Here is a 25,383-nt window from a genome sequence, read left to right as displayed (position 1 = left end):
TTTTTGCATCAATCGGTGCAGAATTCGGGCACGAAAAAGCCGGGGTCAGGCCAGGGCGTCCATGGCCGTGGCGGCGATGGCGGTGATGGCGGCGTCGTCGGCGCCGCCCTGGGCGGCCACCCGGATCCCGGCGATCACGGCGTTGAGGAACCTGGCCAGCTCGGCGGGATCGCGGGTGGAGCCGATGTCGCCGTCGCGCTGCCCGCTCCTGATGGCCGTGCCCAGGCTGACGAGCCGGCGCTCGGCGTCGCGGGCGAGCATCAGGCTGATCTCCGGGTCGCGGGCGGCGAGCTCCATCGTGGTGTTGACGGTCAGGCAGCCGAGGCCGTGACCGTCACGCCGGTTCTCCGCCTCCGTCCGGAGGATCTTGGCGAACAGGGCGCGAACGCGGTCGATCGCCGGGAGTTCGGGGTCGTCGAGGATGCGGAGCTGGTCGGCGGTGGTGGCGTCCATGTAGCGGGTCAGTGCGCGCTTGAACAGCTCGCGTTTGTTGGTGAAGGCGTTGTACACGCTGCTGCGGTCAAGGCCGAGCGCCTCGCACAGGTCTCTGGTCGAGGTGGACTCGTAGCCGTTCGCCCAGAACGTGCGCATCGCGGTGTCCAGGGCCTGGTCCTCATCGAATGATCGCGGCCTTGCCATACGAGCACGCTACCGGTTTTGCATCGGTTGGTGCAATACGGGCTTCATGCGGCCGGGCCGGCGCTCCCCCAGGGTGAAGGGAGCACCGGCCGGTCAGGGAGGAGCGTCAGGTGGCGAGGGTGGCCACCGGGTCCACGTCGTAGGTGCGGGCGTAGCCGTTCTCGGTGCCCACGAGCAGGTCCACGACGTCGAAGTAGCGGTCCCAGAAGGGGGTCTCGCGCAACGCGTCGATCAGCAGCCGGTAGGCGTCGTGGTCGTCCGCCTCCCAGACCCAGATGTCGGTGACCCGCGCCGAGTAGAACTCCGTGTCGTAGAACCGGGAGCGGACGCCGCGGGTGCGGGCCTCGATCACCGGGACGACCTGGGTGGTGAAGGCCTCGACGCGTTCGGCCACCGTCATCGCCAGCCACTCGGGCGTGGTCTTGACCAGCATGAACGCGGTGACCGCGGGTTCGGTCCGGTCAGCGGGCATCGATGGCCTCCGGGGTGGCGAGAACGGCGGGCTTGAGGGTCTCCGCGCACCACTGCGCGAATCCGGTGGCCCGGCCCGCCCGCGGCGAACGGGCGACGCCCGCGTCCAGGCCCTGGTCCTTGGCGCGCTTCATGTCGACGACGCCCTCGACGAACGCCTCGTTGAGGCCGTATCCGAGCAGGGTGGACCGCAGTTCGTCGAGCGGCTGCCGCCGGTAGCGGACCGGACGCCCCAGCTGCTCGGTCATGATGCGGGCCAGGTCGCCGGGCGACAGGTCCTGCGGGCCGAGCACCGGAACACTGCCGACGCCGGTCCAGGACCGGTCCAGCAGCAGCCCGGCCGCCGCCGCGGCGAGGTCGGCCACGGCCACCAGCGGGGCCGGACGGTCCGCGGCGACGGTGTCGGTGAAGACGCCGTGCTCGCGGATCGAGCCGGCCTCCTCCAGCAGGTTCTCGAAGAAGGACGGGCTGGCCAGCGCGCGGTAGGCGACGCCGGAGCCGGCGATCAGGTCGTCCATGGCCAGGGAGGCGGTGACCAGCCCGGCGTGGTCGGCCTGCGGGGTGCCGCGGCCGAGCGCCGAGATGCCCACGACGTGGCCGACGCCGTGGGCGGCGAACGCGCGCGCGGCCGGACGGGTGAAGCCGCTGAACGCCTCCTCCGGCGTGGCCGAGGAGTCCGGCGGCACCAGCCAGAAGACGGCGTCGGCCCCGGCGAAGGCACGGTCGGCGGTCGCGGCGTCGCCGTGCGAGCCGGTGACCACCTCGACGCGCCCGCGCACGGCCTCGGGGAGCCGGGCAGGATCGCGGACCACGACGCGCAACTCCTCTCCGTGTGCGGGCGCGCTCTCGACCAGCAGCGACAGCAGTCGCCGGCCGATGTTCCCGGTGGGGGCGGTAATGACGATCATGAGAACCTCGCGGTCTGTCGGATCGGTTCGGTCCCCAGATCGTGCCGACCCGCCTCGTGTTGCCACAATGGGAACATCAGCAAGCAATCATTGCCCGAAACGGAATAACGCCGGTGAGCAGCCCGATCCCGAACCTCGACGCCAACCTCGCCGTCGCCCTCGACGCCCTGCTGACCGAGCAGAGCGTCACGCGTGCCGCCGCGCGGCTGCGTACGTCCCCCGCGGCGATGAGCCGTACCCTGGCCCGGCTGCGCCGGGTGCTCCAGGACCCGCTGCTGGTACGGGCAGGACAGACGATGGTGCCCACCCCCCGCGCCGAGGCGCTGCGGGACGAGGCCGCCGCGGTCGTACGCCGGCTGGAGGCGCTGCTCACCCCGAGCGGCCGGATCGACCCCGCCGCACTGCGGCGCACCTTCACCGTCCAGGCCTCGGACCTGGTCGGCGCGGCGCTGGCGCCGGGGCTGCTCGGGCTGGCCCGGCGCCAGGCGCCGGGCGTCTCGCTGCGGGTGCTGGCCGAGGAGTGGGAAGCCGGCCCCGCGCTGCGCGAGGGCCGGGTCGATCTGGAGCTCGGGGCGATCGACCACGCCGACCCGGAGACCCGGGTCGAGGAGCTGGTCACGCTGCGGATGGCGGCCGGCGTCAGGGCCGGGCACCCGCTCACCGAGGGTCCCTTGACGCCCGCCAGGCTGGCCGCCGCCGAGCACGTGGCGGTCAGCCGCCGGGGACGCTTCACCGGCCCGCTGGACGTGGCCCTGTCCGAGCAGGGGCTCAGCCGCCGGGTCAGCGCCGTCCTGCCCGGACACCTGGCGGCGATGGCGCTGGCCGCGGTCGGCGACGTGGTGTGCCTGGTCCCGACCGCGCTGCCGGGCGAGCCCCCTTCCCCCCTCGGCGACGCGGCCCACGCGCTCGGCCTGCGCCTGCTGGAGATCCCGCTCCCGCTGCCACCTCTGACGATCGGCATGGCCTGGCACCCCCGCCACACCGCCGACGGCGCCCACCAGTGGCTACGCGACGCGGTCCGCCAAGTCCTCCACACGCCCCGGAAGCCTTAGCCCCGACGCAGCTCCGCGCTCTCGGTGGCGCGGTTGTTCGCGATCAGGTACGCGTCGGACGGGGACCAAGGCGATGACATCTGCATCTGTTGGGTGACCGCTCAGAGGGGCAAGGTGGGCGTGTTCGGGCAGGGATGATCGCGGACGGGAGCCGGGGCACGGGTGTCGAGAATGCGGTGCCAGGTCCGTCCCGGGGATGCCCGTGGTCACGGACTGGGTGTGTGATGGAGGAGATGCAGCATGACGGTTCAGCGGATGGACAACGTCCTCATCGTCGTGGACGACCTTGACGCCGCGATCGCGTTCTTCGTCGAGCTCGGCATGGAGCTGGAGGGCAGGGGTCCGGTCGAGGGAGGTTGGGCGGAGCAGGCGGAGCGCATCATCGGGCTCAGCGGGGTCCGGCAGGAGATCGCGATGTTGCGGATCCCGGGTGGGGTCGGCGGCATCGAGCTGGCGAGGTTCCACACGCCGAAGGCGATCAGCGCCGAGCCGGAGGTGGCGCCGGTGAACACCCTGGGCATTCGGCGCGTCATGTTCGCCGTGGACGACATCGAGGACGTCATCGCCCGGCTGCGTCCCCACGGCGCCGAACTCGTCGGGACGCTGGAGCAGTTCGAGGACAGCTACCGGCTCTGCTACGTCCGAGGCCCCGAGGGCATCATCGTCGGCCTGGCCCAGCAACTCGGCTGACGGTCCGTCGCGGCCCGCCCGGGCCTCCTCGGCCGGGCCACGCGGAGGTCGAGAGCATCGCGACCGCCGTGGTCGGGGGTGTCGGAGGGGCGCCTGCCGGTCGGGGGCAGGTGCCGACCGGCAGGCGGAGGGGCGTCGCGACGGGGTTCCCGGGATCACGAGGGTTTCGACGCGCGTCCTGGGGAGGTCGCCGGCGGGTTGCCGGAGGTCACTTCTCGGCGATGAACTCGTGGTAGCGGCCCATCCAGTACGGCAGCAGGTACGAGGTTCCGTCGTTCTCGCCGTACCCGTCGCCGCCCTGGTCCAGCTTGTACGGGTCGTGGTTCCAGTGGCTGATCACCCGCTCGTCGATCGGCAGCACGGTGCCGCTGCGGAGCATGCCGAGCTTCTTCGGGTCGGCGTCCGGGCGGATGTGCTGGTTGAGGTTGACGATGTCGAGGCGCTGGCTGTTGCTCTGCTTCCAGTCGATCATGTTGATCGGGAAGCGCTTGAGGGTGTCGATCGACTGCTGGAGCCAGGGTCCGTTCATCTCCAGCGGGAACGGGCCGTAGGCGTCGGTCCAGACCTGGTCCTTCAGGGTGAGGCCGGCGATGAAGTTGAAGAACGGGTTGAGCTCGTACTGCTCCAACTGCCAGTAGTCGTAGAGGGAGCGGGCCCAGGTGGCCTTGAGGCCGGCGTCCTGCTCGTAGCGGAGCAGGTGGTAGTAGTTCATGAAGGCCATCTCGTCGTCGGACTGGTTGCCGCCGCCGACTCCCGCGGTGACCTTGGGCTGCTGGGTGTTCAGGTCGTAGCCGTTCTCGTCGATGAGCTTGGCCTTGGCCTTGGCGTACTTTTCCGGATTTTTCGCGACATGCTCGGCGATGGTGAGGAAGGTGATGATCGTCTGGCTGTTGAGGCCGCGTTCCTCCCGCCGCCACGGGTTGCCGTTGAGCTCCTCCGGGTTGAAGAAGCCCCAGCGGGTGGGCCTGCCGTCATGGTCGGTCAGGGAGAAGTTGTGGTCGATCAGGTGGTCGGTGAGCCTGGTGACGACGCCCGCGACCTCGTCCTTCTCCGCCCCGGTCGCGACCAGGTCGTAGTAGAGCGCGTAGAGGAAGTAGTGGCCCACCAGTTCGTCGGAGCTGGCGTCGGTCTTCCAGAACCACTTGCCGTCGCCGCTCTTGGGCCAGCGCGGGACCAGGATCTTCCAGTACGCGTCGCCCTTCTGCTTGTCGCGGTCGTGCTGCTCGTTGTCCTTGATGTTGGGGTCGGTGGCCGTGGTCTCCAGGATCGTGCGGGCGATGAAGCCCTTGGGCGCCGGGTTGGTGCCGCTCTGGGTGACGTCCCCGAGGAACTTCAGGGCCTCGAACGCCTTGCGCGCGTTGGTCTTGGCCGTGGCGTCCTTGGTGGCGGCGTATTTGAACACCTCGGCCGCGCCGTACATGCCCGTCCAGAGGCCGTCGTTGTCGCTGGCGCCCTGGCCGTACTGGGTCAGATCGCCGGGCCTGGCCAGCCCGATGCCCTCGACGAAGCCGTACGGGGTGCGCTTGTGCCTGGCCTGGATGGCCTGCTCGTAGACGGCCGCCTTCTCCTCCAGCGTCGTACGGCGGGCCTCGATGACTCCGGCGGCCGTGGCGGTGCCGAAGTAGGCGTTGGCGTCGGCGTCCACGGCGATGGCGGCGACCGCGTCGTCCGGCAGCCAGCGGCGGCCCTGGCGGTACTCCCAGGTGGTGCCGTCGAAGTGCACGGCGCCCTTGGCCGTGCCGAGCCAGACGTCGCCGCCGGCGCCGGGGGCGATCGCGGTGAAGCCGAGCATGGGCAGACCTTCGGCGGGACCGTACTGCTTGACGGTGGCGCCGTCCCTGAGCCCGAGTCCGGTGGCGCCGGCCAGCCAGAGGCGGCCCTTGGAGTCGTAGGCCAGGTGGGTGGTGCCGACGGCGGGCGAGATCTGGGTCCACGAGCGGCCGGTCTGCTCGAAGACGGCGGTGGCGGTGGCGACGGCGACGGCACCGGACTCGGCGCGGGCCACGGCGGCGGCCTGACCCGGGAGCCGGTCGGGACGCCACGAGCCGCCGGGGCCCTTGCGGTAGAGGCGGTCGCCCTGGACGAGGATCAGGTCGTCACCGCCGACCAGCAGGGCCGTGGCCGGGTCGACCCCGGACGGAAGCCGATCGGCGCCTCCCTTGGCGGCGTCGGCCGGCTCGCCCTCCCCCGCCTTCCGGGCGGAGTCCTTCGCCGCGTTCCTGATCGTCAGCAGGCCGTCGGCAGTGAGGGCGACGAGGTCGTCGCCGCGCCAGACGACCTTGTAGGCGGCCGTGGCCGACAGGGAGGTCCAGGCGCCCGAGGCGTACAGGGCCAGGCCCTTGTCGTGGGCGGCGGCGATCACTCCGCCGGGGCCGGCGGCGAGTGCGGCGATCTTGCCTGACAGGGCGGGCAGCGTCGCGCCGACCTGGAGGACGAAGGGGTCGACGACCGTGGCGGCCTCGGCGGGCACGGCCGTGGCGGCCGGTCCCAGGGAGAGCGCGACGGTCGCCGCGAGCAGGAGGTTGTGGAGTCGTGCCATGAGGGTTCCTCCGGATGAGGGGGCTGCGAGATACAGTAAAGAGTCTTTATTGCATTCGAGCAAGAGTCTTTACTAGAATTCACGTCATGTCCCAGCATGCGACGCTCACCACCCTGCGCGAGATCAACGCCTCCGTGGTCCTGGAGGCCATCCGGGCCGACCCGCCGATCTCGCGGGCCGAGGTGAGCCGCCGCACCGGCATGACCAAGCCGACGGTGGCCAACGCCCTCGACCTCCTCGTGTCCGCCGGCCTGGTCCGCCAGGCCCAACCGCCGGGCGAGATGCACTACGGCGCGGTCTACTTCGAGCCGGTGCGCTCGTTGGCCCACGTCCTGGCCCTGGACATCGGCACCCGTTTCGTCCGCGGCGCGCTGTGCGACCTGAGCGGCACGATGCTGGCCAGGCACGACGAACGCATCGACGACTCCCGTCCGGCGACGATCCTGCGCGCCGCCGTGGCCGTGCGCGACGCTTTGGCCCCTGACACGGGTGGGGGGATCGAGCTGGTCGCGGCCGGGGTGCCGGGTGTCGTCGATCCCGAGGAAGGCGTCATCCGGCAGAGCAACCGGCCCGCGCTGGAGGGCATGGCGATCCGGGCCGGGCTGGAGGACGCGCTGGGCGTGCCCGCCGAGGTCGAGACCGACGCCAACCTGGCGGTCATCGGCGAGCACGCGCTCGGGGCCGGGCGGGGGGTCGCCGACTTCGCGTTCCTCTCCATCGGCGCCGGCGTCGGAGCCGGGCTGATCCTGGGCGACCGGGCGCATCGGGGTCACCGCGGGGCGGCGGGCGAGGTCGACGATCCAGCCCCCGGCGAGGACGAGCTGCCCGACAGCCCCTCCGGGGACGCCCTCATGAACCTCGCCCGCGCGTGGATCGCCACGAGTCTGCGCGACGGGGACACCGTGCTGCGGCTCGACGCCACGCCGGAGGCCATCTTCGCCGCCGCCTCCCAGGGAGACGGACTGGCCTCGGCCATCGTCGCCGAGGAGGCCCGGCGGATCGCCTTGCGGATCGCCACCATCTCGCGGGTCGTCGACGTCGAGCTGGTCGTGCTCGGCGGTGGCATCGGGCTGGCCTGCGAGAGCATCCTGCCGCAGATCAACGCCGCGCTGGCGGGCATGCTGCGGCATCCGCCCGACGTCGGGATCTCGGCGCTCGGCAACGCCCCCGTGCTGACCGGCGGCCTGGCGCACGGCACCCGCCTGCTCAGGGAGTCGGTCGCCACCCGGCGCATCTCGGCCGCCGCCAAGATCTCCGCTACGGCGAAGGCCGCCGGGACGGCCAAGGCCGCCACCACAGGTTCAGGGGTGGAGGGGCGATGAAGGTCACGGTCATCGGGGGCGGCTCCACGTACACGCCCGAGCTCGCCGGCGGGCTGGCCGAGCTGGAGCTCGACGAGCTCGTCCTCATGGATCCCGACCGGGAACGCCTCGACATCGTCGGCGGCCTCGCCTCCCGGATGCTGCGCGACAGGGCGGGACGCGTCAGGCTCACCACGAACCTCGACGACGCCGTCGAGGGCGCCGACGCCGTGCTGCTGCAATTACGGGTCGGCGGGCAACGCGCGCGGCACGGCGACGAGACCTGGCCGCTGGAGTGCGGCTGCGTCGGCCAGGAGACCACGGGAGCGGGCGGCCTGGCCAAGGCCCTGCGGACCATTCCCGAGGTGCTCCGCATCGCCGAACGGGTCCGCGTCCTCGCCCCCGACGCCTGGCTGATCGACTTCACGAACCCCGTCGGCCTCGTCACCCGCGCCCTGCTCGACGCCGGACACCGCGCCGTCGGGCTGTGCAACGTGGCCATCGGGTTCCAGCGGCTCTTCGCGCGGCTGCACGGATGCGAGCCGTCGAAGCTCACGCTGGGACATGTCGGGCTCAATCACCTGTCGTGGGAGCGGTCAGCCTGGGTGGACGGGGTCGACGTGCTTCCCGGGCTGATCGAGCGGCACGTCGCCGAGCTGGCCGGGGAGTGCGAGCTGCCCGCCGAGCTGATCATCGCTCTGGGCGTCGTGCCCTCCTACTACCTGCGCTTCTACTACGCGCACGACCAGGTGGTGGCCGAGCAGCGCGGACGCCCGACGCGGGCGCAGGAGGTGCTGGAGCTGGAGCGGCGACTGCTGGCGATGTACCCGTCGCTGAACGACAAGCCGAAGCTCCTGGAGCAGCGCGGCGGCGCGCACTACTCGACGGCCGCGGTCGACCTGCTCTCCTCGCTGCTCGCCGACCGGGGGGACGTCCAGGTGGTCAACGTCCGCAATGACGGGACCCTGCCCTTCCTGCCGGCGTCCGCGGTGATCGAGGCGCCGTCGCGGATCACCCGCGCCGGGGCCGTGCCGCTCGCCGTGCCCGAGGTGGAGCCCTTGCAGGCCGGGCTGATCGCGCACGTCAGCGCGTACGAGGAGCTGGCCGTACGGGCCGCGGCCCACCCTGATCGGGCGCATGTGGAGGCGGCGTTGCTGGCGCATCCGCTGGTCGGGCAGTACGACCTGGCGCAGGGGCTCGCCGACCGCCTGCTCGCGGCCCACCAGGCTTGGGCCTCATGACCGCACCCGCGGTCCTGGCGATCGACGCGGGCAACAGCAAGACCGACGTGGCGCTGGTCGACGGCTCGGGCGAGCTGCTCGCCTGGGTTCGCGGCGGCGGTTTCCAGCCGCACGGCCCGAAACTTCCCGCCGCGATCGACCTGCTCGCCGACCTCGTGGCGGCGGCCGTACGCGAGGCGGGCCGAACCCCCTCGGACGGCGCCGGGCCCGGGTACGTGGCGCGACGGGTGTCGGCGTTCCTGGCGCACTGTGATCTGCCGATCGAGCAGGACCTTCTGCAGACGGCCGTCGAAGCGCGGGGCTGGGCCCCCGAGGTCACCGTGGACAACGACACCTTCGCGATCCTGCGCGCGGGCGCGGACGTGCCGTACGGCGTGGCGGTCGTGTGCGGCGGGGGGATGAACTGCGTCGCGCGCGGCCCCGACGGGCAGGTCGCGCGGTGGCCGGCGCTGGGACGGCGCTCGGGCGACTGGGGCGGCGGGGAGTGGCTGGGCGAGGAGGTGCTGTGGTGGGCCGTGCGCGACGAGGACGGCCGCGGCCCGCGCACCCTGCTGCGCGAGGCCGTCGCGAGGTGGTACGGCCTGGCGGACGTCGCCTCGGTGTGCGTGGGCTTCCACCTCGGGCACCTGCCCGAGGAACGGCTGCACGAGCTGGTGCCGGTGCTGTTCGAGGTCGCCGGACGCGGGGACGCCGTCGCCGTCTCGCTGGTCGAGCGGCTGGGCGACGAGGTCGCCGCCTGGGCCGCCGCGGCGATCGCGCGGCTGGACTGGGGCGAGGTGGGCGTGCCCGTCGTGCTGGGGGGCGGGGTGCTGACCGGCCGGGACGCCCGGTTGATGGCCCGGATCGGCGAGGGGCTGCCCGGCGTGGACGTCCGGGTGCTGGACGCGCCGCCGATCGTGGGGTCGGCGCTGCACGGGCTGGACCGCCTCGGGGGGACGTCCGAGGCGGTGGAACGGCGGCTCAGGGCCGGGTTCGCCGGCCGGCGGCCGTCGGCACCTCGTGCTTGAGCCCGGTTGACGCCTAGTTTGGTGTAGAACGTGGTGGCCTGGGTGTTTCGCACGGCTATGCCCAGGCGATCGCCTCCGTAGGCAGACTTCATGCCGGCTGCCCTGTCGTTCCGATTTTTGAGAGTTCTGGTAAAGACTCTTGCCTAGATGAAATAAAGACTCTTTACTGTCTTCATGAAGTCAGCCGGCTTTGCCGTCCGTGGAGTCATCGAAGGGTTCTACGGGCGTCCATGGAGTCACGAGCAGCGGCTCGACCTGCTCGGCTTCCTCGGCGCGCGAGGCATGAACACCTACGTGTACGCGCCGAAGGCCGACCGGCCCTCCTGGCGGGAAGCCGGCGTCCAGGGGCTCGCCGAGCTGGCCGCACGCGGCAGGCAGGCGGGGGTCGACGTCGTCCACTGTCTCTCCCCCGGCCTGTCGCTGCGCTACTCCGACGGCAAGGACGTCCAGGCCCTGTGCGTGGCGTTCGAGCAGGCCATGGAGGCCGGGGCCGCCGGGGTGGGGCTGCTGCTCGACGACATCCCCATGCGGCTGCGGCACCCCCGGGACGTCGCCGCCTTCGACGACCTCGCGCAGGCCCAGGTCGCGCTCATCGACGCCGTCTTCGCGCGCACCGGACGGCTGACGGTCTGCCCCACCGTCTACTGCGGAACCGGCGACCACCCCTACCTGCGGGCCCTGGGCCTGATCGACGCCCGGATCGACCTGTTCTGGACCGGCCGGAGCATCTGCTCCCCCACCATCGACCTGGCCGACGCCGCCGCCGTCACCCGCACGCTGAACAGGGCCCCGCTCTACTGGGACAACTACCCGGTCAACGACGTCGCGATGAGCCACGAGCTGCACGTGGGGCCGTACCAGGGCAGGGACAGGCACCTGTACCGGTTCGCGACCGGCGTCGTGGCCAACGGCATGGAGCTCTACGAATCCTCGAAGATCGCCTTCGCCACCGTCGCCGACTACCTGCGCGACCCGGAGGGCTACGACCCTCAGGAGAGCTGGGAGCGGGCCCTGGCCGACGTCGTCGGCGACGGCCAGGACCTGGCCGCCTACCGGATCTTCGCCGACAACGTGCGCGGCTCCTGCCTGGAACCGCACGACGCGCCCAGGCTCACGGGGGTGCTGGAGCAGTGGGCGTTCGAGCGCGAGTCCGGTGACGCCTCGGCGGCCGACCGGCTGCTCGCCGTACACGCGAAAGAGCTGCTGGACGCGGCCGGGCACCTGCTGCGCGGGCCGGTGCGGCGGCGCGCGCCGGTGGAGGAGGCCCGGCCCTGGCTGGAGGAGTTCGAGCGGGGCGCGCAGGCGCTGCTGGCCGCCGCTCGTCACGACTTACGACCGCACCCCCGTCGCCCCGCCCGCAAGCGGGTGTTCGGCGACTGTCTTGAGGAGTTCCCATGGTGAACAGGACGGCCGGGGCGCTCGCCCTGATGCTGCTGGTGTCGGCCTGCGGCGGCGGTGGGCAGAGCCCGGCCACCGACAAGGTGTTACGGATCGCGATGAGCTCCCCGGGCGAGGAGCAGATCAAGGTGTGGAAGGACGTCGCGGCCCAGTACGAGAAGGCGCACCCGGGCGCCAAGGTCGAGCTCAACTTCCAGGAGGACGACCTCTACCAGACCATCGGCCTGCAGAACCTGCTCAACGGCCGGCAGGCGCCCGACATCTACTTCGAGTGGGCGGGCGACCGGCTGCGCACCCGGGTCAAGGACGGCTTCGCGGCCGACATCTCCCCCCAGGTCACCTCAGGCCCCCTCAAGGGTCTCATCCCGGACGAGGCATACAAGCGCACCACCATCGACGGCAAGACCGTCATGGTGCCCTTCGCGGCCGACGTGACCAACGTCCTCTGGTACAACACCAAGATCCTGGCCGACGCCGGGGTGCAGCCGCCCAAGACGTTCGAGGAACTCCTCACGGCCTGCGACACGCTCAACGCCAAGGGCGTCACCCCGATCGCCTCGGGCAACAAGGACCTGTGGGCCGCCGGCAACTGGCTGTCCCACCTGGTCTCCCGGGTCGTCGGCGAGCAGTCCTACCAGGACGTGCTGTCGGGCAAGGCCCCCATGGCCAACCCCGACTGGGAACGCGCGCTCGGCTACGTGGCCCAGCTCCGCGACCACCGGTGCGTGAACAAGAGCGCCAACGCGGCCAACGACAACGAGGGCGCGCAGCTGTTCTTCCAGGGCAAGGCCGCCATGCACCCGATCGGTTCGTGGTTGGTCAGCTGGGCCCTGGACGAGGCGCCCAAGCTGGAGTTCGACTACGTCAACCTGCCGGCGATGACCGGCGGCGCCGGTGACCAGGAGAGCGTGATCGGCGTCGTCACCGGCTACGTGATCAACGCCAGGAGCGCGAAGGTCAAGGAGTCGGCCGAGTTCCTGGCGCTGCTGAACTCCCCGGCCAACGCCGCCGCGTTCGTCAAGGCGGGCACCGTGCCCCAGGCCAGGGCGGAGGGCGCCGAGCAGGTGGACGCGCGCAGCACCCGGCTCAACGACCTGCTGGCCGACGCCAGGACCGTGGTCTCGCCGCCGGACACCGGCTACGACCTCAAGCGCGCCGACGCGCTCTACCGTGCTCTGGCCGCGGTGCTCGGCGGGGCGAAGTCTCCCAAGGAAGCGCTGGCCGTCGCGGGATGAGACGCAAGCTCACGCCGTACCTGTTCGCCGCCCCGGCGCTGCTGGTGTTCGGCTTCGCGGTGCTCGCGCCCGCGCTGGCGACCGGGGCGTTCAGCCTGACCGAGTGGACCGGTTTCGGGCCGATGACGTTCGTCGGCTTCGACAATTTCCTCAGAGCAGCCCAGGACACGATATTTCTGGACTCGTTTGTTCATGTCGGTGTCTATATCCTTTTCACCATCGTTCTGGAGGTCGCGGTCGGGCTCGTCCTGGCCGGGCTGCTGGTCACCCGGCGCGGCGGGGCGCCCTGGTTCCGCGTGGCGCTGTTCACGCCGGTGATGCTGCCGATGGTGGTCGTGGCCGTGTTGTGGGCGTTCGTCTACAACGCCGACTTCGGCCTGGTCAACGCCCTCCTTGACGTCGCCGGCCTGCCGGGCAAGGTCTGGCTGGGCGACGAGGGCACCGCGCTGCTGGCCGTCTGCGCGGTCTCCGGCTGGGTGTACGCCGGGTTCTACATGGCGATCTTCTACGCGGCCTTCGCCCAGATCCCGTCGGACGTGGTCGAGGCCGCCCGCCTCGACGGCGCCGGCGAGCTGGCCATCTTCCGCCGCATCAAGGTACCGATGATCAGAGACGCGGTCGAGGTCTGCCTGCTGCTCTGCGTCACGGGCGGTTTCCAGACGTTCGACTTGTTCTACGTCATGACGGGCGGCGGGCCGTACAACGCGACGGAGATCCCCACCACCTACCTGACCCGCGTGGTCTTCCGCGACGGCGAGGTCGGGTACGGCTCCGCCATGGCGGTGCTGATGACCGCGGCCGTCGTGCTCATCGGGCTGGTCTTCATGCGCCTGCGCAGGAGGACGGCCCGATGAGAAGGCTCTCGACCGCGCTGCTGGCCGTGGTGTCGGCGGCGTTCTTCCTGCCGTTGTTGTGGATGGTCGCCTCCAGCTTCAAGTCCAACGCGCAGATCTTCGCCGACCCGTTCGCCCTGCCCGAGGCGCTGGACTTCGGCCGCTGGGCCGAGGCGTGGGAGTTCGGCGGCATCGGCGGGTACGCGCTCAACAGCGTGATCGTGACCTCGGTGTCGGTGCTGCTGATCCTGGCGTTGTCGTCGGCGGCGGCGTTCGCGTTCAGCCGCTTCGAGTTCCGCGGGCGCGGGCTGCTCATGGGCCTGCTGGCGCTCGGGCTGCTGCTGCCGCTGCAGTCGTACTTCATCGCCCAGAGCACGATGTTCACCGAGCTGGCGCTGAGCGACACCCGGTGGGCGTTGATCATTCCGTACACGGCCATGGGGTTGCCGCTGGCCACGTACCTGATCAAGGTCTACCTGGACGCGCTGCCGCGCGAACTGTTCGAGGCCGCGCACATCGACGGCGCCTCCGACCTGCGGGTCTACCTGCTGATCGCGCTGCCGTTGCTGCGGCCCGGGCTGGCCACGGTGGCGGTGTTCTCGGCGCTGTCGTGCTGGAACGAGTTCCTGCTGGCCCTGCTCTACATCCAGGACGACTCGCTCAAGACCATCCCGACCGGTCTGCTGGCCTTCTCCAACCGGTACGTCACCGACTACGGGCTGCTGTTCTCGGCCCTGTCGATCATCACGCTGCCGATGATCGCCGTGTACGTGGTGTTCAACCGCCAGGTGGTGAGCGGGATCACGGCGGGGAGCCTCAAGTAGACGGGTACCCGTACGGCCGGGCGTGCCGGCCGTACGGGCCGCCGGTCAGGGGTTGTCGTAGCCGATCCACTGGATGAACCAGCCGAACTGCTGCGCGGCCGCCGGGGAGAGCGGTGAGGCGTCCCGCCACTGCACGTACACGCGGAACTTGGTGGCGGTGGCGTCGTAGACGGCGCTGGGGCCGACCAGGTTCCACTGGTTGCCGCCGGTGCTGCCGATGGAGGTGACGTAGACGGGACGGCCGGTGAAGTGCGCGGACGAGGTGTCGACGTCGATGTAGATGCCGTTGGGACCGTAGGGCTGCCATCCCTGTCCGGGGGTGGTCTGACCGGAGGCGATGCGGGCGGTTGGCATGAGGGGACTCCCTTCACCCAGAACTTTGTCGCTTTGAGTATTTGATCCACTACTGTTCGTGTCGAGCCATGAAGCCCTATCCCTCCGGGCGCAAAATTCGAGCCGACGGGACGCCCCCGTCCCCGTCCCCCACGAGTCGGCCCGGCGGCGGGGACCGCGCCCGTGAGCATGCCGCGCAGCGTGCGCTCGGGGACGGCCTGCCAGAACCGGTTGAGGTCCTCAGGCGTGGAGACCAGGCCGCCGCCGGCGCCGAAGGCGTGGCCCGGAAGCCGGGTCAGGTCCGTCTCGCCCTTTCCGGGGGAGGTGAGGTCGATGCCGTAGGTGTGGGCGTGCCGCCCGCGGAGGTCGAGCTCGCCCTGCTTGGGCCAGTACGTGCCCGGCAGCCCCTTGAGGACTCCCTCTTCGGTCACCCGGCGGAGTCCTTGCCGGTCACGCCTGCGACCAGGCAGTTGGTGTTGGAGTAGGACCACTGACCGCCCGGCCTGCCGGTGAGGGGGCGGGTGAGGGCGAGCGCGAGGTGATCGGCGGGGTACGCATCGGGGACATCTCCTCAGTGGGTGGCGATGTCCCCATCCTTGGGCGTTCCGCTTCCAAGATCAGTCACGTGGGCCGGTTCGTTGCGGCAGGGCCTGCCCTTCCCCGTGGCTTGGGGTCCTGCGCGTCGCCCCTCAGGTCACCAGGCCCCTGCGGTAGGCGTAGACCACCGCCTGGACGCGGTCGCGCAGGTCGAGCTTGGTCAGGATGCGCGACACGTACGTCTTGACGGTCTCCTGGCTGATCACCAGCGTGGCGGCGATCTCGCTGTTGGATCGGCCGTCGGCGATGAGCCGCAGCACCTCCAGCTCGCGCGGGGTCAGCACGGTCTCCTCGGACGCGGCCGGGGCGGGGCGGATGCGGGCCGCGTACCGGCCGACGAGCTGCCGCGTCACCTCGGGGGCCAGCAGCGCCGCGCCCGAGGCGACGGTACGGATGCCCTGCAGCAGCTGCGCCGGCGGGGCGTCCTTGAGCAGGAAGCCGCTGGCCCCCGCGCGCAGCGCCTCGTAGACGTACTCGTCGAGGTTGAACGTCGTCACCACGAGCACCTTGACCGGGTTCTCGACCCCCGCGCCGGCCAGCAGGCGGGTGGCCTCGATGCCGCCGAGCACCGGCATGCGCACGTCCATGACGACGATGTCGGGGCTCAGCCGGCGGGCGAGGTCCACCGCGGCGCGGCCGTCGCCGCACTCCCCCACCACCTCCAGGTCCGGCTGCGCGTCGATGATCGTCGCGAAGCCGGTGCGGATCAGCGCCTGGTCGTCGCAGACCAGCACCCGGACGGGCGCGCTCACGACGGGCCGCCCGCGGGGATCCGGGCCCGTACCACGAAGCCGCCGCCCGCCTGCCGGTCGGCGCCGAACTCGCCGCCCAGGGCCTCCACCCGCTCGCGGAGCCCGGCCAGGCCCCGCCCGCTCCCCCCCGGGGGAGGCGGCCCCGGAGCCGGGGCCGTCGGTGCCGACCACCACGCTGATCTCCTTCTCGCCGTAGCGCACCTGAACCACGGTCGGGCTGCCGTGGGCATGTTTGAGGGCGTTCGTCAGGGCTTCCTGCACGACCCTATAGGTGACGAACTCGGCGCTGCCCGCCGATTCCGCCCGGCTGCCCGCCTCGGCGAACTCCACCGGCTGCCCGGCCCGGCGGGTCTGCTCCACGAGGGTGTGGAGCTCGGCGGCGGACGGCAGGCCGACGTCGGTGTCATGGTCGGCCTTGAGCAGGTCGAGCATGTGCCGCAGGTCGGCGATGGCCCGCCGGCCGGTGTCGGTGACGGCATTCAGCGTCGCGTCGAGACGCTCGGGGACGGCGGTCAGGTACCGGGCGGCCTCGGCCTGCACCACCATCGCCGTCACGTGATGCGTCACGACGTCGTGCAGCTCGCGGGCGATCCGGGTGCGTTCCGCGGCGCGGGTGGCCTCGGCGAGGTGGCGGCGGCGTTCCGCCTCGGCGGCGCGGGTGGAACGCAGCCACGCGCCGATGCCCCAGGCGAGGACCAGGGCCAGGTAGAACACCACGTACCCCTCCACCCGCTCGGTCGCGCCGAGCCGGTCGAGGGCGAGCGCGAGCGGCACGTACGCCACCGACAGCAGGACCACGGTGACGCGCCGGTGGCGCTCCAGATGGGCGCCCGCGCTGATGAGCGCGATGGGCAGCACGTTGCTCGCGAACAGGTGGTAGGCGCGGAGCTGGTCGAGGACGAAGCCGAGCGACACCAGGGCCAGGCACACGGCCGGCCACCGCCGGCGGACGGCGAGCGGAAGGCACTCCAGGGCGATCACCGCGTACGCCAACGCGTCGAACGGGCGGGCCGGCAGGTCGCCAACCTGCGTGCCCTTGCCGTGGAGCGCCGGCAGGAGGGACGCGACGGCCAGCAGCAGCCCGAACAGCAGGTCCCGGACCACGACGTCGCACCGCCGCCACAGGTCCGTGGCACGCCGCAGATCGATCACCGGGCGAGCGTAGCGCTCGTGCCGCGCCGGAACGGGACCACGGTGCCACGGCGGCGGGCCAGCCACATGAACCCGGCCATCAGCAGCAGACCGGCCACGACCGCGTACGGGCTCGCCTCCGGACCGAACGCGCCGCCCGTGAGCAGGGCCGGGCCCGACGTCACACCGTGCAGCAACCCCTGCGTCGCGCCGTTGCCCGAGACCTCGGCGCTGAAGATGCCGGCCGCCGCGAAGTTCCAGCCGAAGTGCACGCCGATCGGCACCCACAGGGTACGGGTGGCGGCGTAGGCGGCGGCGAGCATGCCGCCCGCCTCGATCGCGACGGCGATCGCGCCCCACAGGTCGGCGTGCGGGTTGAACACGTGCGACAGGCCGAACAGCAGGCCGGTCAGCACGAGCGCGAGCCACGTCCCCATGCGTTCCTCGGCGATCCGGAACAGGATGCCGCGGAACAGCAGCTCCTCCGAGACCGCGGCGGCGGCCATGAAGCCGAACAGCCCGGCCGCGCCCGCCGGCGAGCCCGGGCCGTCGACGCGGTAGCCGCCGACGAGGGCGAGGTTCAGGATGACGGCCGCGAACAGCGCGACGCCGAGCAGCGTCCCCCGTGCGAGGGCGCGGGCCGCGCCGCGCGTCGCCACCTCCGCCGGCGCGCGCCGCTCGGACCACCGCACCACGCGGGCGTACACGAACAGCGCCAGGGCGGCCGTCCCCAGGCCGAGGAGCAGGGTGAGCGGCGGGCTTCCCTGTACCGCGCCCACGACCGCGCCGCCGGCGAAGGCGACCACCGCGACGGGCACGAGCTGTTTCAACAACCGCATGACGACTCCCTCACCTGACGGACGGTTCCACGGCGGAGGCCGCCGCGATGCCGGAAACGCTAGAGACGCGGCGGCCTGGAATCGTCCCCGTGCGGTGGACACTCTCGGGTAGCTCGTACGGGGGACGGCGGCCCTTCCCCGCGGGCCGTGCTTGTCCCCCGCGCGAGCTACCGGTGAATGTCCACCGTGCGGTGAAGATCCAGACACCGCCCGGTCCGTAGCGTTGCGGGCGCAGCCACGGCGTTCCGGTCGCGTTCTTCCGCTCGCGCCCGCCGTGCGCATCACCCCGGCGTCGACGCTCACTGGAGGACCTCGTGCTCGGCAAGATCAAGACACCCGTTGTGGCCGTGCTGTGCTGCGTGGGGCTCGGGGCGGGGGTCGCCGGTTGCGACGGCGACGCGATGGACAACTGGGACCCCTTCGCCCCCTCCTCACCGACCTCCGAAGCCGCTGCGATCTCCGGCACCGAGAAGATCACCGTGGCGGGCCGGTCGGTGAACGTGTCCTGTTCGGGCGAGCCGGCGAAGGACAGGCCGGTCGTCGTCCTGCTGCACGGCGGAGGCGACGGGCTGGACAAGATGGCCGCCCTGCAGAAGGCGCTGAGCGCGAAGAACCGGGTCTGCTCCTACGACCGGCTCGGCGCGGGCGCGAGCGACCAGCCGGACGGCCCGCAGGACTTCGCCGGCACCGGCCGGATCCTGACCGGGGTGCTCGACCGCGTCGCCGGTGACCATCCGGTCGTCCTGGCCGGTCACTCGCTGGGTGGCCTGATCGCCGCCAGGTACGCCCCCGACCACCAGGACCGGGTCAAGGGGCTGGTCCTGATGGACGCCACCCCGCCCACCATGACGAACGACATCGAGAAGGCGATCCCCGAGACCGCCGAGGGCCCGGCGGGCGAGCTGCGCGCGCAGAACCTGGCGATCTTCCAGGGGCGGAACCCGGAGAAGCTCGTCGTCGCCGACGGCGAGGTCCGCTCCGCCGGTGACATCCCCGTCGAGGTCGTCCGGCACGGCAAGCCGTACCTGGAGGCCCTGCCCGAGTACGGGCCGCGCCTGGAGCGGGCGTGGGCCGCGGGCCAGCGCAAGTGGCTCGCCCTGTCCAGCCGCGGCAGGCTCAGCACGGCCGCGGACAGCGGGCACTACATCTACGTCGACCAGCCCGACGTCGCCGCCCGGGCCATCGACCGCGTCACCGCGGAGGCCGCCCGTCAGGCGACGCAGGGCGGATGACCTGCGCGGCGCTCACGGCCCCCTCAGGTTCTGATACAAGACTGGATCATGACCGCAGTGTTCGTCAGGTTCGCGCCCGAGGATGTCGATGACCTGGTCGCGTTCCTCAGTCCCCTGGCAGGACGAGCCCGGCGCCTGACGGTTCCCGCCGGACAGGGCGGCATCCCAGGCACCCGGCCGCGATGAGTTTCGGCGCCCCGCCGAGTCCTCACCCCGGACGACCCCTACGACCAAGGAGGAGTTTCATGGGCCAGGTCTTCTACTGGATGAACACCTCGATCGACGGCTACATCACCGATTCCGACGGCGACATGGCTTTCATGGACCCGCCCGAGGACTTCCGCCAGGAGGCGAACGACCATGTCCGCCGGACCGGCGCGTTCCTGTTCGGGCGGCGGCTGTACGAGGCGATGGAACAGCCCTGGACGCAGGACCTCGGCGGCGACGGCGCCCCGGCCGTCGAGCGGGAGTTCGCCGAGCTCTACAGGAAGACGCCGCGGTACGTCTTCTCCGACACCCTCCAGACCGTGCGCGACGGGGTCACGATCGTCCGGCGCGAGGACGCCGCGTCCGTGGTGACGCGCCTGAAGCGGGAGATCGACGGCCCCCTCCAGCTCGGCGGCCCCGAGCTGGCCGTCTCCCTGCTGGACCTGGTCGACGAGTTCTGGATGTACGCGTTCCCGGTGATGGTCGGGGGCGGCAGGCCGTACCTGCCCGTGCGGGAGAACCTGCGGCTGCGCCTGGTCGAGCACCGTTCCCTGGCCTCGGGAGTCACGTTCCGGCGCTACGTGCGCCCCTGACGGGCGGCCGGTTCCGGCGGTGGCGTGCCGCCCGGCCGCGACGACGGGCCGTCCTCGTGGCCGCCGAAGGAGCGCCGGTAGGCGGCGGGCGTCGTGTGCACCAGGGAGTGGAAGCGTCTGCGGAGGTTGGCCGCCGAGGACAGGCCGACCTTGGCCGCGATCGCCTCCACCGGCAGATCGGTCTCCTCCAGCAGGGCGCGCGCCGCCGTGACGCGTTGCTGGAGCAGCCATCGTCCGGGGCTGACACCGAGCTGTTCGGCGAACCTGCGGGCGAGGGTCCGCGGGGAGACCTTGGCCCGGGCGGCCAGGTCGTCGAGGGTGAGGGGCGCGTGCAGCCGTTCGCCGGCCCAGTCGAGGACCGGCGCCAGGGACTCCGGCAGGCGGTCGGCAGGGGGCACGGTGCTGTACTGCAGCTGGCCGCCCTCGCGGTGCGGCGGCATGACCATGTGGCGGGCGACGTGCGCGGCGTAGGCGGCGCCGTGGTCGGCTCGGGCCAGGTGCAGGCACAGGTCGATGCCCGCGGCGGTGCCGGCGCTGGTCGCGAGGTCGCCCAGGTCGATGTACAGCGTGTCGGGTTCGACCCGGACGTCGGGGAAACGGGCCGCGAGCTCGGCGGCGAGCCGCCAGTGGGTGGTCGCCCTGCGGTGATCCAGCAGCCCCGTCTCGGCGAGCAGGAAGGCGCCCGAGCAGATCGCGACGAGGCGGGCGCCTCGCCGGTGGGCCCGCCGGACCGCGTCGATCACCGCGGGCGGAGCCGGGTGGTCGCGCCGGTGCCAGCCGGGGATCACCACCGTGTCGGCGGCCTCCAGCGCCGACAGGCCCTCGCCGACCGCCATGTCGTATCCCGCCAGGGTCGGCACGACCCCCGGACGTTCGGCGCACACCTGGAACGCGTACCGGGACGGCAGGCCGGGACGGCGCACGCCGAAGACCTCGGCGGCGCACGCCAGCTCGAACGTGGACTGCGGCGGCAGGACCAGCGCGACCACTCGCTGAACACTCATGGCAAGAAAATACCCGCAGACGTCAATCCAGACACTGGGCGGGGGCCGCGTCCGCCGGGACGATGGCGTCATGACGCAAGAGACGAGTGACGTACAGATCCTGCATGTCGACGAGGTCGACCCCGTCGAGGTCGTTCCCGGGATCATCCGGCGGCGCCTGCCCGCCACCGAATGGGCCCGCGGCTGGATGTACGACTTCGCCCCGGGGACCGAATGGCCCGAGGTGGACGTGCACGAGGGCGAGGAACGCTATTACGTGATCTCGGGCGAGTTCATCGACCGGGGGCGGCGGCTCGGACCGGGCAGCTACGTCGTGTTCGCGCCGGGCAGCACGCATCGCCCGCGTACGGAGACCGGCGCCCGCATGCTGGGCATCAGCATCCTCACCCGGTAACCGTCATTGAAAGTGAGACGTGCGCGCGTTTCCATCCGTACGCGAAAAGACAGAATAATCCTTGCGCCTCATGACGGGACGGGTAAAGCTCTTCGGGGCGAGCCGCCGCCGGATCGCTCTGGAACTCATGATCCTTCGGTGAGGGCAACGAGTAATGGAGAACCTGAGTGCCGAACTGCGTCTGCGACGTGAACAGGCCGGCCTGACCCAGCAGGAACTCGCCGCCCGGTCCGGGGTGAGCGTCGCCGTGATCCGCGACGTCGAGCAGGGCCGCACGCGCCGTCCGCGCGCCGAGACCCTGCGTCGCCTGTCGGACGTCCTTCCGCTGGTCACGTCCGGATCGGGCGATCCCCTCGGCGGTCCGGCGGCGTCGTCGGCGGTCTGGCTGCGCATACTGGGCCCGCTCGAAGCGCTGACGCACGGATCGTCGGCCGCGTTGGGCGGCGAGCGGCAGAGAGGCATTCTCGGACTGCTCGCGTTGTCCGCGAACCAGGTCGTGCCGATGGAATCCATCGCCGACGCATTATGGGGTGACGCGGCCGGCGACGGTCATGTACGAGCGGTGCACGGCCATGTCAGCAAGCTTCGCCGCACATTGCACCACGGGGCCCGGGACAAGAAACTCATCATTTGCCGTCAGCACGGTTATCAGCTGTCCGTGACGGACGGCGAGGTGGACGTCCTGGCGTTCCGGCGGCTGGTTCGCCAGGCGCGGGAACATCGCGACAGGGCCGAGCTCGACGCGGCCGCGGTGTCGTTCGGGCAGGCGATGGACCTGTGGCGGGACAGCCCGCTGCTGGACGTCCCGGCGCTGCACAACCATCCGAGGGTGTCCGCGTTGAGCGCCGAGCGGGTGACGGCCGCGCTGGAGTTCGCTGAGGTGGCCGACTCGCTCGGCCGGCACGAGCTCGTCCTGTCGCCGCTGCGTGCGATCACGCAGGTGGAACGGCTGCACGAACGGGCGCACGCGCGGCTGATGATCGCGCTGGCCGGCTGCGGCGAGCAGGCCGCCGCGCTGGAGGTGTTCAGCGGGATCAGCCGGCGACTGGTCGACGACCTGGGGGTGTCCCCGGGCCCGGAACTCGTGGACGCGCAGCTCCACGTGCTCCGGCAGGGAGTAGGCGACGCCGTGGAGCTCCGGACGGCGGAGCCGGGCACCGGCACGCCCGCCGCTCCTCGCGAGCTGCCCCCCGTGGTGCCGGGTTTCGTCGGGCGGTCGGGGCTGATCGACGCGCTCGTGCGCGACGTGGTCGGCAGGCGTCCGCAGCCGATCCTGATCTCCGGCTGTGGTGGCATCGGCAAGTCGGCGCTGGCGGTCAAGGTCGCCTGGCAGGCCGCCCGCCATTTTCCCGACGGGCAGTTCTACCTCAACCTGCACGGCTCGACGCCGGACCTCGAACCGCTGGAACCCCTGCGCTCCCTCGGCCGCCTGCTGCGGTCGCTCGGCGTGGACCGGGCCGCCGTCCCCACGGACGTGGACGAGGCCGCCGCCCAGTTCCGGTCCCGCACCGCCGGTCGCCGCATGCTGTTCGTCTTCGACAACGTGCTGGACGTCCGGCAGGTACGCGCGCTCCTCCCGGCGAGCCCGACCTGCGGCGTCATCGTGACCAGCCGCAGGACGCTCGCCGCGCTGGAGGGCCGCGTCCCGTACGAGCTGGAGGTGCTGCCCGAGGAGGACTGCCGCGCCCTGCTGACCCGCCACGCCACCGATCCCTCCACCGGGCCCTCCACCGGGCCGGACGACATCGAGGCCCAGAACGCCGTCGCCCGGCAGTGCGCCTACCTGCCGCTGGCGCTCTCGATCGCGGCCGCCCGGCTGTCGGTGCGGCCCGCGTGGACCTGGCGGACGCTGGCCGAGAGGCTGGCCGAGGAGGGGCGGCGGCTCACGGAGCTGGAGCTGGAGGACCGCGCGGTCAGGGCCAGTCTCATGGTCGGCTACCGGGATCTCGACCCGGCGCAGGCCCGCATGTTCCGGTGCATGAGCCTGCTCGGCGTCACCGAGCTCGGCGTGGACACCGCCGCCGCCCTCGCCGGTCTCCCGGTCCCGACCGCCGAGGACCTGCTCGACCAGCTCACCGAGGCGCATCTGGTGCAGACCGCCGCCCCCGGACGTTATTGCGTGCATGACCTGACCCGGCTCTTCGCCCGGGAGCTCGCCGCGGAGCACGACCCGCCGGAGGAGCGGCGACATGCCGTCCTGCGCGCGCTGCGCAGCCGGCTGGCCGTCGCCAGGGACGCGAGCAGGCAGGTGATCCCCGTCGCCGTGTGGCGTACGGCGCTGGGGCCGGAGACGCCCGGCGCGGGGCCGGGCTTCCGCGACCGCCACGAGGTGTACGCGTGGGTCGACGCGGAGGCCGCGCAGCTTCCGGCGGTGCTGGGCAGCGCGGCGGCGCTGGGCGCCGACGACCTGGTCACGGCCCTGTCGGCGGCGCTGTTCTTCCCGCTGTACGAACGAGGGCGGTGGCGGGAGCTGTGGGAGGTCAGCGAGATGGGCGCCGCCGCGGCCGACCGCGTGGGCGACCCCCACCACCGGGCGGTCACCCACGGCGACCTCGGTTACGTGCTGGCCGACCTCGGCCGACTGGACGAGGCGCTGGTCCACCTGAAGGTGTCACTCGCACAACACCGGCTGACCGGCAACCGCCGGGGAGAGGCCGCCCAGCTCGACCGCTTGGGGGTCGTCCACAGCAGGCTGGGCCGGTTCGCGGAGGCCGTCGGCCACTTCCGCCTCTCGGTCGACCTGGAGAGCGGCCAGGGCAACCGGTACGGCGAGGCGATCACGCTCACCAACCTCGGGCTCACCTACCTGCGCAGCGGCGACCCGGAGGCGGCCGTCACGGCCTTCTGCGACGCCCTGTCCGGCACCCGCGAGATCGAGGACCTGGTGGGTACGGCCATCGCGCTCGGCTACATCGCCGAGGCCAACCGGCGCATGGGCCGCCACCGGGAGTCGGAGCGCTACTTCCGGATGGCGCTGGACGCCGACCGCGCGGCCGACGACCTCGGCAGCTGCACCGAGGCCCGCCACTGGTGGGGCCTGAGCCTGGTGCACCGTGCGCTCGGGGCGGAGGATCGTGCCCGGGAGTGCCGGCGCAACGCCGTGACGATCCTGCACGACCTCCGGCTCATCAGCGCCGGCGAACGGTCCCGCATCGAGACCGGCGACGACCCGGGCACGCCGGACGTCATCCTCAGGAACCTGTGAGCGCGGCGGCCGTACTCCTTCCCGTACCGGGGGCCGCATTCGGCCGCAGGGCCGACGTCGTCGCAGGTCACCGCGCCTTTCGGGTGCGGGATTCCGCGCGCCGGCGGCCGCCACAAAATCGCAAGATCCGCCGTTCAGGATGGAGTGATCCATCGAGGAACGGCGAGCCCGGGCCTCGCTGACGACCAGTTGGTGAAGGAGAGCGGAACCATGATCGCGACGATCACGAGAATCAGCGACCGCCTGCTGGAGCGGGTCGTGCCCAAGGCCGAGGCGTCGGCGACCGCGGCCGGCTGCACCTGGCGGTACATGTGCTGCACCATGGGCGGCCAGGTCGTCTACGGCAAGAGGCTGTACGACCTCGTCCACGGCACGAACTGCTCCGCGTGCACGGTCATCTCCAGCTACTGCTAGCCGTTGAGCGCTTGTCCGCCCGGCCGGGCGGACAAGCGCGTTTTGATCTCCGTATCGAGGAAATCTGGTGGAGTTTGTCGCTTTTGGCGGCCAGTGTCTGATCGGTGTCGTCTTCGCGATGTCGGCACTGAGCAAGGTCCGCGGCCGCACGGCCTTCGCCGAGTTCGTCCGGGCGACCGGCGCCCTTCTCACCGCCCTGCTGGGGCGCGGCACGGGACCGCGGACCGCCCGCCGGGCCGCGGTCGTGGTCGTCGTGGCCGAGTCGGCCGTCCCGGTGCTGATCGCCGCGCAGGCCCTTCATCCGCTCGCGTCCGTCGCGGGGTCGGCCGCCGCAGCCGTCCTGCTCGGCCTGTTCAGCGCGGCGATCGTCCGCGCCCTGCGTCGCGGCGTGCGCACGTCCTGCCGGTGCTTCGGGACGTCCCAGGCCCCCTTGGGACGACGCCATCTGGCCCGCAACCTCGGCCTCCTGGCGGTCGCCCTGACCTGCGGAGCCGCCCACCCGCAGGCATGGTCTCAACCGGCCGGCACGGCGGTCGCGGGCGGC

At 71.8% G+C, this 25,383-nt stretch carries 22 protein-coding genes and 2 pseudogenes; 15 read left to right on the top strand and 9 right to left on the bottom strand.

Annotated features, from left to right (window positions below):
* Positions 1-45: 45 nt before the first annotated feature.
* The 3 genes from AB0J97_RS26625 to AB0J97_RS26615 form a co-directional block, all read right to left on the bottom strand.
* Entirely contained in the window at positions 46-639 is a 594-nt protein-coding gene (locus AB0J97_RS26625; protein WP_364092921.1) for a helix-turn-helix domain-containing protein, read from the bottom strand.
* A 106-nt stretch (positions 640-745) separates the two neighbouring features.
* On the bottom strand, positions 746-1,111 hold the full coding sequence (locus AB0J97_RS26620; protein WP_364092919.1) for a darcynin family protein: 366 nt from the start codon (positions 1,109-1,111) through the stop codon (positions 746-748).
* Positions 1,101-2,018 (bottom strand): NAD(P)H-binding protein, encoded by a 918-nt coding sequence (locus AB0J97_RS26615; protein ID WP_364092917.1) that lies wholly within the window; start codon positions 2,016-2,018, stop codon positions 1,101-1,103. Before AB0J97_RS26615 ends, AB0J97_RS26620 begins: the two co-directional genes overlap by 11 nt.
* 113 nt (positions 2,019-2,131) lie before the next feature.
* On the opposite strand from AB0J97_RS26615, the gene AB0J97_RS26610 reads away from it, so the two are divergent.
* Positions 2,132-3,070, top strand: coding sequence for a LysR family transcriptional regulator (locus AB0J97_RS26610; protein WP_364092915.1), 939 nt, complete (start codon positions 2,132-2,134; stop codon positions 3,068-3,070).
* Positions 3,071-3,310: 240 nt separating this feature from the next.
* The gene (locus AB0J97_RS26605) at positions 3,311-3,760 is read left to right on the top strand and encodes a VOC family protein (RefSeq protein WP_364092913.1); all 450 of its coding nucleotides are present in this window, start codon (positions 3,311-3,313) and stop codon (positions 3,758-3,760) included.
* A gap of 208 nt (positions 3,761-3,968) precedes the next feature.
* Here AB0J97_RS26605 and AB0J97_RS26600 read toward each other — a convergent pair whose 3' ends face one another.
* On the bottom strand, positions 3,969-6,299 hold the full coding sequence (locus AB0J97_RS26600; protein WP_364092911.1) for a hypothetical protein: 2,331 nt from the start codon (positions 6,297-6,299) through the stop codon (positions 3,969-3,971).
* Positions 6,300-6,385: 86 nt separating this feature from the next.
* On the opposite strand from AB0J97_RS26600, the gene AB0J97_RS26595 reads away from it, so the two are divergent.
* The 7 genes from AB0J97_RS26595 to AB0J97_RS26565 all read left to right on the top strand — a co-directional run bounded on the left by AB0J97_RS26595 (position 6,386) and on the right by AB0J97_RS26565 (position 14,138).
* Positions 6,386-7,621, top strand: coding sequence for an ROK family transcriptional regulator (locus tag AB0J97_RS26595; RefSeq protein ID WP_364092909.1), 1,236 nt, complete (start codon positions 6,386-6,388; stop codon positions 7,619-7,621).
* Positions 7,618-8,841 carry a 6-phospho-beta-glucosidase gene (locus AB0J97_RS26590; protein ID WP_364092907.1) on the top strand — a complete coding sequence of 408 codons (1,224 nt, stop codon included), beginning with the start codon at positions 7,618-7,620 and terminating at the stop codon, positions 8,839-8,841. Before AB0J97_RS26595 ends, AB0J97_RS26590 begins: the two co-directional genes overlap by 4 nt.
* A complete protein-coding gene (locus AB0J97_RS26585; protein ID WP_364092905.1) occupies positions 8,838-9,848 on the top strand; it encodes a BadF/BadG/BcrA/BcrD ATPase family protein in 1,011 nt (336 codons plus the stop codon). Before AB0J97_RS26590 ends, AB0J97_RS26585 begins: the two co-directional genes overlap by 4 nt.
* A 174-nt stretch (positions 9,849-10,022) precedes the next feature.
* Positions 10,023-11,249, top strand: coding sequence for a protein O-GlcNAcase (locus AB0J97_RS26580; protein ID WP_364092903.1), 1,227 nt, complete (start codon positions 10,023-10,025; stop codon positions 11,247-11,249).
* On the top strand, positions 11,243-12,481 hold the full coding sequence (locus tag AB0J97_RS26575; RefSeq protein ID WP_364092901.1) for an extracellular solute-binding protein: 1,239 nt from the start codon (positions 11,243-11,245) through the stop codon (positions 12,479-12,481). The genes AB0J97_RS26580 and AB0J97_RS26575 overlap by 7 nt, the downstream gene beginning before the upstream one ends.
* Positions 12,478-13,335, top strand: a complete 858-nt coding sequence (locus AB0J97_RS26570) for a sugar ABC transporter permease (RefSeq protein WP_364092899.1) — start codon at positions 12,478-12,480, stop codon at positions 13,333-13,335. Before AB0J97_RS26575 ends, AB0J97_RS26570 begins: the two co-directional genes overlap by 4 nt.
* A complete protein-coding gene (locus tag AB0J97_RS26565) occupies positions 13,332-14,138 on the top strand; it encodes a carbohydrate ABC transporter permease (RefSeq protein WP_364092897.1) in 807 nt (268 codons plus the stop codon). The genes AB0J97_RS26570 and AB0J97_RS26565 overlap by 4 nt, the downstream gene beginning before the upstream one ends.
* A gap of 45 nt (positions 14,139-14,183) precedes the next feature.
* Here the strand turns inward: AB0J97_RS26565 and AB0J97_RS26560 are convergent, their stop codons facing one another.
* The 4 genes and pseudogenes from AB0J97_RS26560 to AB0J97_RS26545 form a co-directional block, all read right to left on the bottom strand.
* Complete coding sequence (locus AB0J97_RS26560; protein ID WP_357701713.1) at positions 14,184-14,492, bottom strand: hypothetical protein; 309 nt, start codon at positions 14,490-14,492, stop codon at positions 14,184-14,186.
* Between the two features lie 668 nt (positions 14,493-15,160).
* Positions 15,161-15,820 (bottom strand): response regulator transcription factor, encoded by a 660-nt coding sequence (locus AB0J97_RS26555; RefSeq protein ID WP_357701710.1) that lies wholly within the window; start codon positions 15,818-15,820, stop codon positions 15,161-15,163.
* Positions 15,817-16,972, bottom strand: a pseudogene (locus AB0J97_RS26550) (sensor histidine kinase). Before AB0J97_RS26550 ends, AB0J97_RS26555 begins: the two are co-directional and overlap by 4 nt.
* Positions 16,969-17,790, bottom strand: coding sequence for a CPBP family intramembrane glutamic endopeptidase (locus AB0J97_RS26545; RefSeq protein WP_364092894.1), 822 nt, complete (start codon positions 17,788-17,790; stop codon positions 16,969-16,971). Before AB0J97_RS26545 ends, AB0J97_RS26550 begins: the two are co-directional and overlap by 4 nt.
* 314 nt (positions 17,791-18,104) lie before the next feature.
* Here AB0J97_RS26545 and AB0J97_RS26540 point away from each other — a divergent pair, with 314 nt between their 5' ends.
* Together AB0J97_RS26540 and AB0J97_RS26535 are read left to right on the top strand one after the other, a co-directional pair.
* Positions 18,105-19,022 (top strand): alpha/beta fold hydrolase, encoded by a 918-nt coding sequence (locus tag AB0J97_RS26540; protein WP_364092892.1) that lies wholly within the window; start codon positions 18,105-18,107, stop codon positions 19,020-19,022.
* 245 nt (positions 19,023-19,267) lie between these two features.
* Positions 19,268-19,822 (top strand): dihydrofolate reductase family protein, encoded by a 555-nt coding sequence (locus AB0J97_RS26535; protein WP_364092890.1) that lies wholly within the window; start codon positions 19,268-19,270, stop codon positions 19,820-19,822.
* Here the strand turns inward: AB0J97_RS26535 and AB0J97_RS26530 are convergent.
* On the bottom strand, positions 19,807-20,826 hold the full coding sequence (locus AB0J97_RS26530) for a helix-turn-helix domain-containing protein (protein ID WP_364092888.1): 1,020 nt from the start codon (positions 20,824-20,826) through the stop codon (positions 19,807-19,809). The two genes, AB0J97_RS26535 and AB0J97_RS26530, sit on opposite strands and share 16 nt — an antisense overlap.
* 70 nt (positions 20,827-20,896) lie before the next feature.
* On the opposite strand from AB0J97_RS26530, the gene AB0J97_RS26525 reads away from it, so the two are divergent.
* From AB0J97_RS26525 to AB0J97_RS26510, 4 genes and pseudogenes are all read left to right on the top strand, one after another.
* Entirely contained in the window at positions 20,897-21,220 is a 324-nt protein-coding gene (locus AB0J97_RS26525; protein ID WP_357701699.1) for a cupin domain-containing protein, read from the top strand.
* A 154-nt stretch (positions 21,221-21,374) separates the two neighbouring features.
* On the top strand, positions 21,375-24,425 hold the full coding sequence (locus tag AB0J97_RS26520) for a BTAD domain-containing putative transcriptional regulator (RefSeq protein ID WP_364092885.1): 3,051 nt from the start codon (positions 21,375-21,377) through the stop codon (positions 24,423-24,425).
* Between the two features lie 210 nt (positions 24,426-24,635).
* Complete coding sequence (locus tag AB0J97_RS26515; RefSeq protein ID WP_357701696.1) at positions 24,636-24,839, top strand: hypothetical protein; 204 nt, start codon at positions 24,636-24,638, stop codon at positions 24,837-24,839.
* Positions 24,840-24,957: 118 nt separating this feature from the next.
* Positions 24,958-25,266 (top strand): annotated as a pseudogene (locus AB0J97_RS26510) (MauE/DoxX family redox-associated membrane protein); the annotation flags it as partial.
* Between the last annotated feature and the right edge of the window lie 117 nt (positions 25,267-25,383).

The organism is Nonomuraea sp. NPDC049607 (assembly GCF_040675375.1).
GTDB lineage: Bacteria > Actinomycetota > Actinomycetes > Streptosporangiales > Streptosporangiaceae > Nonomuraea.
The sequence above is the reverse complement of the archived record's forward strand: the minus strand, read 5'-3'. Positions and strand labels throughout refer to the sequence as shown.

What these genes read in the sequence shown, in the direction of transcription:
- AB0J97_RS26575 (WP_364092901.1), top strand. Translation starts at nt 11,243, where the DNA reads ATGGTGAACAGGACGGCCGGGGCGCTCGCCCTGATGCTGCTGGTGTCG.
- AB0J97_RS26545 (WP_364092894.1), bottom strand. Translation starts at nt 17,790, where the DNA reads ATGCGGTTGTTGAAACAGCTCGTGCCCGTCGCGGTGGTCGCCTTCGCC.
- AB0J97_RS26585 (WP_364092905.1), top strand. Translation starts at nt 8,838, where the DNA reads ATGACCGCACCCGCGGTCCTGGCGATCGACGCGGGCAACAGCAAGACC.
- AB0J97_RS26615 (WP_364092917.1), bottom strand. Translation starts at nt 2,018, where the DNA reads ATGATCGTCATTACCGCCCCCACCGGGAACATCGGCCGGCGACTGCTG.
- AB0J97_RS26520 (WP_364092885.1), top strand. Translation starts at nt 21,375, where the DNA reads ATGGAGAACCTGAGTGCCGAACTGCGTCTGCGACGTGAACAGGCCGGC.
- AB0J97_RS26620 (WP_364092919.1), bottom strand. Translation starts at nt 1,111, where the DNA reads ATGCCCGCTGACCGGACCGAACCCGCGGTCACCGCGTTCATGCTGGTC.
- AB0J97_RS26530 (WP_364092888.1), bottom strand. Translation starts at nt 20,826, where the DNA reads ATGAGTGTTCAGCGAGTGGTCGCGCTGGTCCTGCCGCCGCAGTCCACG.
- AB0J97_RS26595 (WP_364092909.1), top strand. Translation starts at nt 6,386, where the DNA reads ATGTCCCAGCATGCGACGCTCACCACCCTGCGCGAGATCAACGCCTCC.
- AB0J97_RS26605 (WP_364092913.1), top strand. Translation starts at nt 3,311, where the DNA reads ATGACGGTTCAGCGGATGGACAACGTCCTCATCGTCGTGGACGACCTT.
- AB0J97_RS26565 (WP_364092897.1), top strand. Translation starts at nt 13,332, where the DNA reads ATGAGAAGGCTCTCGACCGCGCTGCTGGCCGTGGTGTCGGCGGCGTTC.
- AB0J97_RS26590 (WP_364092907.1), top strand. Translation starts at nt 7,618, where the DNA reads ATGAAGGTCACGGTCATCGGGGGCGGCTCCACGTACACGCCCGAGCTC.
- AB0J97_RS26525 (WP_357701699.1), top strand. Translation starts at nt 20,897, where the DNA reads ATGACGCAAGAGACGAGTGACGTACAGATCCTGCATGTCGACGAGGTC.
- AB0J97_RS26580 (WP_364092903.1), top strand. Translation starts at nt 10,023, where the DNA reads ATGAAGTCAGCCGGCTTTGCCGTCCGTGGAGTCATCGAAGGGTTCTAC.
- AB0J97_RS26600 (WP_364092911.1), bottom strand. Translation starts at nt 6,299, where the DNA reads ATGGCACGACTCCACAACCTCCTGCTCGCGGCGACCGTCGCGCTCTCC.
- AB0J97_RS26560 (WP_357701713.1), bottom strand. Translation starts at nt 14,492, where the DNA reads ATGCCAACCGCCCGCATCGCCTCCGGTCAGACCACCCCCGGACAGGGA.
- AB0J97_RS26570 (WP_364092899.1), top strand. Translation starts at nt 12,478, where the DNA reads ATGAGACGCAAGCTCACGCCGTACCTGTTCGCCGCCCCGGCGCTGCTG.
- AB0J97_RS26535 (WP_364092890.1), top strand. Translation starts at nt 19,268, where the DNA reads ATGGGCCAGGTCTTCTACTGGATGAACACCTCGATCGACGGCTACATC.
- AB0J97_RS26515 (WP_357701696.1), top strand. Translation starts at nt 24,636, where the DNA reads ATGATCGCGACGATCACGAGAATCAGCGACCGCCTGCTGGAGCGGGTC.
- AB0J97_RS26625 (WP_364092921.1), bottom strand. Translation starts at nt 639, where the DNA reads ATGGCAAGGCCGCGATCATTCGATGAGGACCAGGCCCTGGACACCGCG.